At 65.2% G+C, this 12,290-nt stretch carries 9 protein-coding genes and 1 pseudogene; 7 read left to right on the top strand and 3 right to left on the bottom strand.

The window, feature by feature from the left end:
* Positions 1 to 125 precede the first annotated feature (125 nt).
* From GTZ93_RS32060 to GTZ93_RS32045, 4 genes are all read left to right on the top strand, one after another.
* Positions 126 to 986 (top strand): hypothetical protein, encoded by an 861-nt coding sequence (locus GTZ93_RS32060; protein WP_139918642.1) that lies wholly within the window; start codon positions 126 to 128, stop codon positions 984 to 986.
* A 53-nt stretch (positions 987 to 1,039) separates the two neighbouring features.
* The gene (locus GTZ93_RS32055) at positions 1,040 to 1,252 is read left to right on the top strand and encodes a DUF6310 domain-containing protein (RefSeq protein ID WP_139918640.1); all 213 of its coding nucleotides are present in this window, start codon (positions 1,040 to 1,042) and stop codon (positions 1,250 to 1,252) included.
* Positions 1,249 to 2,004, top strand: coding sequence for a DUF5953 family protein (locus GTZ93_RS32050; protein ID WP_139918639.1), 756 nt, complete (start codon positions 1,249 to 1,251; stop codon positions 2,002 to 2,004). The genes GTZ93_RS32055 and GTZ93_RS32050 overlap by 4 nt, the downstream gene beginning before the upstream one ends.
* A 120-nt stretch (positions 2,005 to 2,124) precedes the next feature.
* Positions 2,125 to 2,538, top strand: a complete 414-nt coding sequence (locus GTZ93_RS32045) for a Tsi3 family protein (protein ID WP_139918637.1) — start codon at positions 2,125 to 2,127, stop codon at positions 2,536 to 2,538.
* A gap of 71 nt (positions 2,539 to 2,609) precedes the next feature.
* Here the strand turns inward: GTZ93_RS32045 and GTZ93_RS32040 are convergent, their stop codons facing one another.
* Together GTZ93_RS32040 and GTZ93_RS32035 are read right to left on the bottom strand one after the other, a co-directional pair.
* Positions 2,610 to 3,134, bottom strand: a complete 525-nt coding sequence (locus GTZ93_RS32040; protein WP_139918635.1) for a DUF1993 domain-containing protein — start codon at positions 3,132 to 3,134, stop codon at positions 2,610 to 2,612.
* A gap of 23 nt (positions 3,135 to 3,157) precedes the next feature.
* Complete coding sequence (locus GTZ93_RS32035; RefSeq protein ID WP_257979182.1) at positions 3,158 to 3,586, bottom strand: transposase; 429 nt, start codon at positions 3,584 to 3,586, stop codon at positions 3,158 to 3,160.
* A gap of 90 nt (positions 3,587 to 3,676) precedes the next feature.
* Between GTZ93_RS32035 and GTZ93_RS43445 the strand changes: the two are divergent.
* Positions 3,677 to 4,374 (top strand): annotated as a pseudogene (locus GTZ93_RS43445) (IS5 family transposase).
* A gap of 61 nt (positions 4,375 to 4,435) precedes the next feature.
* Here the strand turns inward: GTZ93_RS43445 and GTZ93_RS32020 are convergent.
* Positions 4,436 to 8,131 carry a tetratricopeptide repeat protein gene (locus tag GTZ93_RS32020; protein WP_167548522.1) on the bottom strand — a complete coding sequence of 1,232 codons (3,696 nt, stop codon included), beginning with the start codon at positions 8,129 to 8,131 and terminating at the stop codon, positions 4,436 to 4,438.
* A gap of 269 nt (positions 8,132 to 8,400) precedes the next feature.
* Here GTZ93_RS32020 and GTZ93_RS32015 point away from each other — a divergent pair, with 269 nt between their 5' ends.
* Together GTZ93_RS32015 and GTZ93_RS32010 are read left to right on the top strand one after the other, a co-directional pair.
* Positions 8,401 to 10,737, top strand: a complete 2,337-nt coding sequence (locus tag GTZ93_RS32015) for a DUF1588 domain-containing protein (protein WP_139918630.1) — start codon at positions 8,401 to 8,403, stop codon at positions 10,735 to 10,737.
* Positions 10,738 to 10,742: 5 nt separating this feature from the next.
* On the top strand, positions 10,743 to 12,140 hold the full coding sequence (locus tag GTZ93_RS32010; protein WP_139918629.1) for a DUF1552 domain-containing protein: 1,398 nt from the start codon (positions 10,743 to 10,745) through the stop codon (positions 12,138 to 12,140).
* The last annotated feature ends 150 nt before the right edge of the window (positions 12,141 to 12,290 follow it).

Below are 12,290 nucleotides of genomic sequence, written 5' to 3'. Positions count from 1 at the left end.
CGCGGGCCGGGCGGCCTCGGGCGCGTCGAGCTTGCGCGTGAGGCGATCCCGTTCGCGGTTGATGCCGTCCACCTGGGCTGGCGAGAAGTCGACCGTCATTGCCTCAAGTGACAGGCTCATCTTCCATGGGAACGTGGCTGAACGTGGCCTTCATTCAGTGTGCGGATACCGCCCGGGTAGAGAGAGAACTCTCACGCTTGTTGGTGGAGGAGGGGCGGCGATTGACAACGCCCAAGCCGCGCACCCCGGAGCGGTACGATCGCATGCAGTACGGGCTCGGTGACGAGGTGCGGCGCTGGGGACTGGCGGGGTTTCAGGGGGCACCTGGTTGGACCGTCCTGCGCACGGCCCCCTTCGAACTCCTGATGCAGGGAACTCCGCCGCTGCTCGCACGCCTCTCCTCGCGCCTGGGCGTGCCCGCATTTCAATACAACATCTATGACAGCACCCCAGAGTTCCTGATGGAGGTGGATGCCGATGGACGCGTCGAACTCTCGGGGTTCGTCGGCCAAGAAATAACGCGCTATTGGAACAGCGAACCGCCAATGGAGCGTTTGGATACGCAGTTTCGTATCATCGATCCATCAGCAGTGGCCGCATGGGCAGAGTCAGCCATGGCGGAGGCGCGTGTTACCGGATGGATCTATCGCCCCCCCGCCGCCCCGCCTCGGACGGACTTCGACAAGCTGCTTGAGTCACAGCGGGCGGATCTCGTGCGATGGCTCGGGCAACTGGGCACCCGAATCGCCCCCGAGAGCCAAGAGTGGCGAGTTCATCCCGCGCACATTGTTCGCAGGCTCGCTCAAGCTGGCAGTTCGTTTCTTCCCGCCGAAGAATGCGTTGAGCCGGCCATCAAGACTGTATTTGGCGGACCGAACGCCAGGCACTGTGACAACCTCTTTCTCGTGGAGACGCTCGTCCCCCATGCCCCCATGCCCGTCGATGGATTCGTGTTGTACGCGGAAGCGAGCAGCATGGAGGAGTAGGTGCATCATGACCGCTGGCTCGACTGAACGAATGTAACCATGCGACTCCGCGCATGCGCCGCACTCCTGCTCTTCCTCTCGGCTTGCAATTCCTTTATCCGAGGCAGACAGTGAAAGGGCAGGCAGCCAAGATGCGGGAAGAGCGAACCATCGTGCTGTTGTGTGGATATCGCTTCGTCGTTGGGGTGAGCACCGAAGCGCACAAAGAAGCATTGGAGCGAGAGGCGCCCGAACTGACGATCGTCGTCACAGGATGCAGTCGATGACCACGCAAAGCACCCTTGGCATCATTGTCTATGCGCCGCCTCTTCTTGCAAGGGACGAGCGCACGCTCGCTGTCGTCCATGGGATGGAGCGGGCCTTCCCTGGCTTGCGCCTCGCTTGGAAGATTTCCGAGGAGGGGCGCCTCATCGCATTACCGCAGCGCGATACGTGGCTTTCCGAAGGGACCAGGGACGGAGGATTCCCTCTCGTGTGCAACGGTGACGAGAGCTTCCCAGTGATGATTTATGGATTGCAAATTCCCGCGCGCCAGGCACCGGGTGGGCAGCCGCTATTCGATGCCCATGCAGAGCTGCCACTGGACGAGGCCGTCATCGCAGCCGCAGCGGATGTTCTCGTAGGCGTGGCAGAGGGGGCCCGCGCGTTTTGGGGGCATGCGACGCCGTCTAGCGCGGGTGTCGAAATCGCACGGCAAACACGCGATCCGGTCCACAAGCCAGGGATTCCGCCCCGAGGGCTGCCAGCACTCAAGCTGCCTGAGAAGAGCCGCGCGCCTGAGATTCCGCATCGCCTCGGATGGCTGAACTACTGGTCGGCCGCTGCCGCGAAGGTCATCGGGTTCCCGGACCCGACCCGCGACGCCGAGCTTCTCTCGCGAGCACGTCGCACGGAGTCGGGCGGGTGGGTCGTGCAGCTCACCGACGCGCCGCTCGACCTGGACAACCCTGCACACCTGGACGCGCTCCAGCGAGCCTATGAACGGTTCCCGGAGATCGGCGGACGTGCACCACCTTGACCCGACTCAGGAGCCCGGCTTTCCTTGAGTCCTGGGATGCGTGCTCAAATCTACCGTGCGGTGGGGGTCTTCGTTCTTCTTGCGCTGTGGATGCTCGGTTGCCGAGAAGCAACTCCCCCCATGACCGCGCTGCGCATTCATCCACCCGTAGCGGGTCATGAACTCTGGCTTGCCTCCCACTACAAGGCCGAGACGCGCGAGCACGGCTGGCTGATCACCCCGGCTTCAGGTGCCCACGCGACCCGCGATCCGATCCAGCTCACCGTGGACATTGTCGCGGGCCCCGCCCCGGATGACGGGTCGACCGAGCGCGTGGGCTCACGACGGCTGCGGCGCTCGGTGGAAACCTCCGAGGGCGGCTCCAGCGGGGAAGCCGTGACCCTGACCTACGTTGAGGCTTTGGGGCCATCCTACGTCCGCTACCGGCAGGGGCGCTTCGCCGACGGCCTGGCCCCGAGCTTCGAGTTGGACGAACTCATCCGCCGACAGGGGCTTTCGGTGGTGAAGCCCGCGTCAGGCCAGACGCCCTTTTGAACGAGGGCGTGAGACCGGCTCATCTCACGTACGCCAACACCCGCGGCCTGCCTCCACAACGGATTCCCGGCTCAGGCTGATCTCGTGCGTAGCCGGCCTTCGTAATCACGCTTGCCGATCGGTACACCGCGTGAGCGGAGGATGTCGTAGGTCGAGACGGCGTGGAAATGGAAGTTCGGCAGGGAAAACGAGAGAATGAACGTCTCCGACGTGAAGGCGAGCCTCCGCGGTCCAATCTGAAGGTCCAGGTCCTTGCCCGCGCATTGGTCGATCTCGTCGCGCGTGAACGCCTCCAACGCCACTTCCGCTTTGCCGATCATCGCCTGCAGGTCGGCGAAAGGGACGGGCCCGACCAAGGCCGGCGGGGCGAACACACCGGGCTTGAGGGCTTCCACCCCCCACACGGAATGGTGCCATGTGGCTTCGACCTGAAAGTGGAAGGGCGCCATGTCATCGAAAAGGCGCGCGTTCACGAAGTCGTCGGGATCAACACCCGTCTCAGCGCAGTGCTTGGCCGCACGGTCGAGAAAGCCTGCGACGGCCCTCACGGTCTGCAGGAAGGTGGGCACGCTGAGGTCGTAGAGTGATGTCGCCATCCTGAAGCATCCCCTCATCTGAATCAGATAAGTCCGAAGGCCTCTCGGAAGACAGCGTGCTCGCGGACGAGTTGCCCGAATCGCTCCACCAACGGGCGGAGTCGTTCATCGCTCATGCGCGGCATGGCCATGAAATAGTAGGCGCCTTGGGTGAACAGCGAGTGCGTACGCCGCTTCACCGTATTCACTCTCAAATGCTTGTCGTACCCCAGCGCCTCGCCCGCTGCGCCCAGCAGCGTCAGTAGTACCTGGGCCAGGGCGCTGATGAGCAGCAACCTGTCTCGGCGCTCCGGCGTCTTCACGCGCACCTGCTTCAGTCCCATGCCGAACTTGAGGTCCTTCACGTCCCGGAACGTCTCCTCGACGGTGAACCTCCGAGCGTAGACGTCCAGCACCTGCTGTGCCGTGGCTTCCGTGAGGCTAGGGGCTGTCCCTGCTCTCCGGCCCGAAATTCAACCTGGTGGATCAAACACCGGCGTTGGACCCGGCCTTGAGGAGCATATGAGGTTGCCAGCCAGCGTCAGACATGATCAACGCTGGCTGTGCGCCGACATGAACTGAGCGATGCCGAGTGGAGTCGCATCAAGCCCTTGCTGGGCTCGCGTAGCGGCCCACCCTCGAAGCGAGGGGACCGCGACTTCATCAACGCCGTCATCTGGCGCGTGAAGACAGGGGTGCAATGGCGGGACCTTCCGGAGCGATTCGGCCACTGGAAGACCGTCTACAACCGCTTCCACCGCTGGGCGCAAACCGGGCGCTGGGAAGCCATCTTCAAGGCCCTGCGACTTCCTGTGGATGAGCTCGGCTCGCTGGCAGACGCCTCCGTCGTCCGGGCGCATCAGGACGCCTCGGGCGGAAAAGGGGGGTCCGAAGCAATGCTCTGGGGCGTTCTCGAGGAGGTTTTTCAACAAAGGTTCACGCCGTCACAACGACGGGCGGTAAGCCGCTCCACCTCGCGCTGACGGCCGGACAGCAGCATGAGTCCACGATGGCCGAGGAACTGCTGGTGCACGCCGAAGGCGACGCCTTCATCGCGGACACCGGCTATGACGCCGAGCGCATTCGCGCCAACGCCCAGAAGGTGGGGATGAAGCCCGTCATCCATCCCCATCCCAGCCGGAAGCAGCCTCCACCTCTGGACCGAACCCTCTACCGGCTGCGCTACCGGGTGGAGTGCTTCTTCCACGACCTCAAATGCTTTCGCGCCGCTGCCACCCGTTACGACAAGACAGCGACCTGATACCTCGCCGTCCTGCACGTCGCCTCCATGCTTCTCTGGCTGCGTTAATCAGGGACAGCCCCTAATCGGACCCTGTGAGGAGCACGAACTTCTCCACTCTCGCGTAGAGCACAGGAGAAAGAGGAATGTGAAGGGTCTGACGCGTTCGAATGAGATCCCGGAGCATCATCTCTGCCTGTTCCTCGAATGCCAGGGGGAACTGCTCGAGAAAGGGCCAGATGATGTCCAAAGCTTCTTCGTAAGGCTTCAGTGCTGTCTCATGCTGGCCAAGCTCGCTCAGCCTATCGCCCAGGTTGTTGATGCTGCGGGCCAAGCCGGGCTGGAAGGCGTCGGGGTTGCGCTGAGCAAGGACGCGGTACAGTGCCACAGCCTCCTGAGCGGCCTTCAGGGCCTCCTCGTTCTGGTCCAGCGCGCTCAAGTTGATGCCCAGGTTGTTGATGCTGCTGGCCAATTCTGGCTGGAAAGAGTCGGGGTTGCGCTGAGCGAGGACGCGGTACAGTGCCACGGCCTCCTGAGCGGCCTTCAGGGCCTCCTCGCGCTGGCCCATGCCGCTCAACATGGCGACCAGGGTGTTGATGCTGCGGGCCAAGTCGGGCTGGAAGGCGCCAGGATTGCGCTGAGCGAGGATGCGGTGAAGTGCCACGGCCTCCTGAGCGGCCTTCAGGGCCTCCCCGTGCTGGTCCAGCGAGCTCAACATGAAGGCCAGGTTGTTGAGGCTCATGGCCAAGTCGGGCTGGAAGGCGTCGGGGTTGCCCTGAGTGAGGATGCGGTACAGTGCCACGGCCTCCTGAGCGGCCTTCAGGGCCTCCCCGCGCTGGCCCATGTCGCTCAACAGGGCGCACAGGTTGTTGAGGCTCATGGCCAAGTCGGGCTGGAAGGCGCTAGGGTTACGCTGCGCGAGGATGCGGTGAAGTGCCACGGCCTCCTGAGCTGCCTTCAGGGCCTCCTCGCGCTGGCCCATGTCGCTCAAGCCGTTACCCAGGTTACTGAGGCTGTGGGCCAAGCCGGGCTGGAAGGCGTCGGGGTTGCTCTGAGCGAGGACGCGGCGAAGTGCCACGGCCTCCTGAAAGGCATTCAGGGCATCCTCGCGATGGCCCATGTCGCTCAACCTGGCGCCCAGGTTGCTAAGGCTCATGGACAAGTCGGGCTGGAAGGCGTCGGGGTTGCTCTGAGCGAGGATGCGGTGAAGTGCCACGGCCTCCTGAGCGGCCTTCAGGGCCTCCGCGCGCTGGCCCATGTCGCTCAACCTGTTGCTCAGGTTGTTTTGACGCCGTGCCCGCTCCGCGAGCGTGTCCTCCTGAGCAGAGACACCTAGCCCTCCCAGGCGTTTTCGATCAACCCATTCAGCGACTCTGCGAAGCGATACGGTCTGGTAAGGGATACCTGCCGACTCCAACTTGAGAGCCAAACGCTCGTTTCCAAGCGCTTCGAGCTGTTCAGCCAGTGCATCGCCGAGAACCGAGAATGCGGTGTGCAAGCCCACCGCCTTTGCGGCTTGTAAAGCGAGGAGCGCGCGCTGGTGCAGAGAGGCGGAGAGGAGTCGCTCGATCCAGGGTCGCACCACATCAGGTCGCGCGGCAGATGCACGGCCCAAGAGCTGGAAGCCTATGCCTACCGCCCCTGTACTTTCATTCGCAGGGAACACCCGATCAATCCAATCAGGTGGTGGACAAGCCTCTCCCTGGTCCGGGGAGGCGGTACGAAGCACCATGCCTTCTCCGAGAAGGTCTGGCTCCAAAGGAGGAAGGAATGTCGAACTCCCTGCGCCAGTCCGCTGGTAGATGCGATGAAGCAACCACAGCAGCAGCATTGAGCCCTCGGACAGCGTACCGCCGAAGAGAGCCTGGGCGGTATGTACGGCCGTGTCTTGATCCGCAAATCCTCCACGAAGCGTTGCGGCGGCAACCACCTGTCTCGCCAGTGAGCGATGGAACGAGAGTTTCACATCATCCATCCGGGCTCGCGACTCCCAGAAGCGCTCCTCATGGTCGAGGACCACATCCATCAGCGAGTGAGCTTCGAACTCGGAGCCTTCCACTTCAGCGAGCGCCGCCATGTGGAGGTAGAGAACCCGTTCGAAGCGCCCATCGGTGAGGGAAGGATTGTCCCGCCTCCGGTATGACTTGCCGCGCTCTTTCGCGAACCTTTCTGCCGCCTCGTGGAACACCAGCTCACGCTCGGGCACCTGGGTCGCCAGCGGCGTCAATTCATAAGGGGTGCCGAGCCATTGCTTCAGCGTGGCATCGGACTGGAGCAGCGACTGCCACCAGTCACCCGCACTGCGCGCTAGCAACAACAGGCGTATGGGGCGATGCGCTCCTGAGTCCTGCTGCTGGGCGTAGCGCAGTACCCGCATCAGCAATGCACTCAGATCGGCGCGGCTCTCCGCATAGTCGATCACCACCATCACCCGTCGGCCGAGCGCCCAGAGTCGCTCGAACCAGTTCTCGGGTACATCCTTGGGCAGGAAGCCTACGACCCACTCTTCAGAAAGGCGGCTCATCCACTCGATGGCCAGTCGGGTCTTGCCGATTCCTCCCTCCCCGTGAACCAGCCGAGCCGCGACTGGCGGACCCTCTCTGCTCCATCGATTCAGCTCCGCGAGGACTTTCTCGCGTCCGCGCTCATGGAACGGAACGACTGCGTAACGCGCATTCAAGAGCGCGGAGGGAGGCGGATCTTCCGGCAGACGCTCTTTCGTTCCTGGGATGAGGAGGTCATCAACCCCGGGGATGAGTTCCACATCGAGCTGTTCGCGCAGGAACGCGAGCAGGCATTCGGCAGAGGCTCGCGCGGCGAACTGCTTGAAGTGGTCGTCACGGCCTTGGTTGGCGAAGTCCATTACCCCCTTCATCACCAGGGCCTTGAGGTGCTTGTCGCTCTGGGCATGGGCTACCGCCCCAATCGCCGCAGCTTCCATCTCCAACCCCAGCGTCTTGCGCATGGACTCGGTGATGAGGTCCCAGATGTCTTCGTCCTCCACCACCTGATTGCCGCTGCCCATCGGCGCGACGTGGACCTTGAACGGGAGCATCGTCCCTGTGGGAGAGAGGTCGGGCAGTTGGTTGCGATGCTTGATCAGCACGGCCCCGATGCGCTTGCGCCCCTTTTCCGTCAGCGTGAGCGTGCCTCGCTCCACGTCTCTGGATTTCCAGAGCAACTCGATGACCTTTTCCCATTGAGGGCAGGACGCCTCGCAGTCGGGATGGGACGCAGGGTCTGAGACGCCCTGGTGCAACATCGCCAGCACCCAGTTCTCCTGCCACTCGTAGGGGATGGGGCGCTTCGTCCACCACTCCTGGTTCTGGAAGCGCGTCTTGAAGTCGAAGTGCTCGAGCGCCACTTTCCAGGCGTCTGGAAGATTGTACGTCTTGAGATCCTGCTTCACGCCATCGGGCTCTCGCTTGCCCGTGTCGTGGAAGAACAACCGCTCCGGGGCGATCACGTCCCCCAGGTTTGTCTTGCGAGGGTGTCCCGCACAGACACCGCTCATCGCTACGCACCGGGGCCGGTACGCTTCCACGAGAGGCAACAACGCATTCGCCGCCGCGACCCCTCCCATGTCCCCGGCTTGGGCCACCACGACGCGAAGGGGCTTCCCCCCCTTGCCGCGAAAGTTCCGGAACGCCACCGGGAGTTCGTTGGGTCCCTTCTCTTCCTCCCAGCGGCTTCCCTCCCAAGCGCCGTCTTCCACCTTGAGCGCCTCCTGGTACTCCAGCGTGATCGCTGTCAGGATCACCACGTGGGCTTGACGCATGCGCCTCCCGTTCGCAGACACGCTCGGAGCGTACTGGCACCGAATAATCGATACCAAGGGAATCTGCGCGGTAGCCGGTTATCTGGAACAGGTTTACGGCGCAGGGTTCGCCGCAGTCCCTGGGTAGCCCATGAGCCGCACTCCGGGCCGACGCAGAAGCCATTCATCTCCAGCGGACACACGCGATCAGGATGGGAGCCAGTCCCGGCTGAGCCCGTTTGGCGGAACCCGCTTGCTAGTTCACCCGCCGTCCGTGCCAGACTGACCGGATGAACCGCGTCCTCCTGCTGGTCGGACTGTTGAGCCTCGTTGCGTGCAAGGGCAACATCGGGCCAAACACCAACGACGGAGGCCCCAACAACCCAGTGGATCCCGGTGGGCCCGGGGATGCCGGGGCGAACGTGGGCGCCGCGTGCGTGGTGCAGTCGGTGCTCACCCATCGCTGCGCCAGCTGTCACGGCGCGCTGCCGACCCAGGGGGCGACGATGCCGCTGCGCACCCTGCACGACATGCGGGTGAGCTCGGCGATGGATGGGAAGCTCAGCAACGCCCAGCGCGCGCTCAGCCGCATGCGCGACGACGCGTCTCCGATGCCGCCAGCCCCGCATGAGCGCGCGAGCTCGGCCGAGCGCACCGCGCTCGAGACCTGGATCAAGGAGGGGATGCCCCTCTGCAGTGGCACGGACGGGCCGCCCGTGACCGTCGTGCCCGAGCCCAACCTGCTCGAACAGTCCACGCTCTTCACCTGCACCGAAGGCGTGCGCTCGGATGCGCCGACGCGCATCCGCCGAATGAACCGGCGCGAGTTCACCCGCAACGTCGGTGGTTCGGTCGAGCGCAGCTGGACCGGGTTCAGCTTCTACGACAACCCGCTCGATCCCAGCGCCATCGAGCAGTACAGCTCCTGGGCCACGGACGAGACGCTGGACGAGGCCACGGTGGAGCTCTTCCTGCCGGTGGTCGGCGCGGCCGCCTCGCCGTGGACGATGAACTACCCGGACGGCAACCGGATGGAGCGTGTCTTCACCAACAGCCGCTTCAGCTGCATGTTCAACGACGCGAACCCGAGCGACACCTGCAAGCGCTTCCACCTCGGCCAGATGCTCGAGTTCGGCGTCTTCTTCCGCCCGCCCACCGAGGATGAGCTCACCCGCATCACCGCCTTCGCGACCTCGGTCATCGCGCAGGAACCGAGCTACTCCCCGCAGACCCGCGCGGACTCCATCTCGCGGATCTCCAACGCCGCATGGATGATGACCGGCGCCATGTTCCGCCGCGAGATGGGCGGCGATCCGGCCGACGGTCGCGTGGAACTGACCAGCCTCGAGCTGGGCTCGCAGCTGGCCTACGCGCTGGCAGGGCGCGCGCCCTCGGCCACGCCGAGCTTCGTGTGGCCGTACTACTCCGCGCCCCTCGAGGGGCATCTGGCGGACGTGGCCATTGCCGCGAAGGATGGCTCGCTCACGCAGGATGCGACGACCACCGCCCTGATCAAGAAGCACCTGGGCGGCGTCGACGCCAACCAGAACGGGACACCGCGCTTCGATCTGGTGCAGGACTACAACGAGGAGCAGCGCTCCAAGCGCGGGCAGTACTGGCTGGGTGACGGCGTCGCGGGCTTCTTCCGCGAGTGGCTCGGCTACGGGCACGTGTCCGCGGTGTTCAAGGAGTCCCCGGCGGCGACCTCGCGCTTCGAACTCGAGGGGCTCGGCTACATCAGCTCGGTCTCGTACGACAACCTGCTCACCAACTTCCATCCGCTGGAGCCGACCTTCATCCAGCAGTTCGACGATCTGATCGCGCGGGTGGTGGTCGAGGATCAGGACGTGCTGGCGAACCTGCTCACCACGCGCACCTTCTACGTGCCGTCCATGCAGAACGCGGCATACGACTCGCATAAGGGCCTCTCGCACCCCTACAACGTCAGCGAGATCCTCCCGGCGACCGTCGCGGGCCGCTGGAAGACGCTGCCTGCCACGGAGCGCGCGGGGGTGCTGACCCACCCGGTGTGGCTGGCCGCGCACGGCGGCAATTTCGAGGACGATCCCTCCATCGTCCACCGCGGCAAGTGGGTGCGCGAGAACCTCCTGTGCGGCTTCGTCCCGCCGCTCAGCAGCGTGCAGGTGGCAGCCCAGGTCGGCGCTCACGCCGCCGACAAGAACGCGCGCCGCCGCCTGCAGGAGGCGACCGCCGGATCGCAGTGTCAGGGCTGTCACCGTCTGATGGAACCGCTCGGCCTGCCCTTCGAGATCTACAACCACGCGGGCTTCCTGCGCGCGCGGGATCACTCGCCCAGCGGAGGCTGGACCACGCCGGACGGAAGCTCGACGCTCACGTCGATGCCGGACCCCGCGCTGGACGGTCCGGTGCGCGACGCGGTGGAGTTGAGCGAGCGCCTGGCGACCTCGCGGCACGTGAAACGCTGCTTCGTGCGACAGGCCTTCCGCTACTTCATGGGACGCCCGGAGAACGTGAGCGACGCCTGCACGCTGACGCAGATGGAGCAGGCGTATGATCAGAACAACGGCTCGTTCTCCAAGATGCTGACCACGCTGATGACAAGCGACACCTGGAAGACGCGGCGTGTGCCGCAGGCTGGAGAGTGACTGCCATGTTCTCGCGACGAACCGTCCTGAAGGGCATGGCCGCCGGCCTCTTCGCGCCCTACTTCCACGACGTCTACGCCCAGTCGTCAGCGTTGCCGGCGCGCGTGGTGCTGGTCCTCGAGTGCAATGGCGTCTACCCCCGCGCGCTCCTGAGCACGGGCACCCGCGCGGCGCTGGGGGGACGCGCCAACACCTCCGACCGCCTCTTCTGGGACGCGTACAAGGACACGCCGCTGGTGCGTGAGGGCGACAATCTCGCCAGCGCGATCAGTCTCGGGCCGCTGGCGGCGTCTTCCGGCAACCTCGACCTGGTGAACCGCTCCGCCGTGCTGCTGGGGCTCTCGAACCTCATCGCGGGCGGCGGGCACTCCAGCGGGACGGGCGGGCTGAGCTGCGCGGTGAACGGCGCGGGCGCGACCTTCGACGCGGTGATCGCACCTCGCCTGCGCCGGGGTGCACCGTTCGACGTGCTGCGCCTGGGCACCAGCTCCGCGCGCGTGTCGATCGTGTACGAAACCTGCGCGCTCGGACCCCGCAAGCCCGCGGGCATCATCGTCAACCCGTCGCTCGCGTTCGACAGCACCTTCGGCTCGCTGCTCGGCGGCTCGACGAATGGGCGCGATCGCAAGATGCTCTTCGACTTCGCGCTGGCCGACTCGCGCAAGGCGCTGGCGGAGTTCAAGGGCAACTCCAACGAGCGGCTGAAACTGGAGCGCTACCTCTCCTCGCTCGAGTCGCTGCGCACGCGGGAGGATCAGCTCGCGGGCATGGCGGACCGCGTGCGGCCCTACCTGCCGCTGGCGCCGAAGGACAACCCGCTCCTCACCGGCGCGGGCTCACCGCCCGACTCGCTGAAGTGGTTCGAGGCGCAGTTCCAGATCGCCACGGCGGCCCTCCTGGGCGGGCTGACGAACACGGTCGTGCTGGCGACGGGCACCTCGGGCTTCGACGTGGCCTACGGCCCGGACGTGAGCGACGTCCCGCGACACAGCTTGCAGCATGGCCTGGATGCGGGGCAGAACTGGGAGCGCGTCGCCGAGGTCACCCGCCGCCACGTGCAGCTGGTGGCGAACCTGGCGAGGACGCTGGCCGCCACGCCCGAGGTCGGCGCGAGCGGCTCGATGCTGGATCACACGGCGATCGTCTTCATGTCCGACAACGGCGAGCAGCACCACTCCACCTCGCGTGAGTGGCCGAAGCTCGTGGTGGGCGGCAACGCGCTGGGCCTGAAGACCGACGGGCGCACGGTCGTGTACCCGAAGTACGACGCGCCCCGGAACCGGCAGGTCTCCAACCTCTTCAACACGCTCGGCCACGCGTTCGGAGACGCGGACTTCAACACCTTCGGGCAGGAGGGCAGCACGCGCATCGCGCCGGGACCGCTGAGCGAGCTGTATGGCTGAAGCGCGAGGGCGGGCCGCGGAACCTGTCAATGTGAACGAGACAGTGCGGTCCAGCCCCGAGCATGAGCAGGGGCTTGGCTCTCTTCGCTGGCTGTGGCGGCTTGAGATTCAACACCCCGCGCTCTGGGGCGGCCCGCGCGCAGGGGCCAG

Source organism: Corallococcus exiguus, assembly GCF_009909105.1.
In the GTDB taxonomy this organism is placed as follows: Bacteria; Myxococcota; Myxococcia; order Myxococcales; family Myxococcaceae; genus Corallococcus; species Corallococcus exiguus.
The sequence above is the reverse complement of the archived record's forward strand: the minus strand, read 5'-3'. Positions and strand labels throughout refer to the sequence as shown.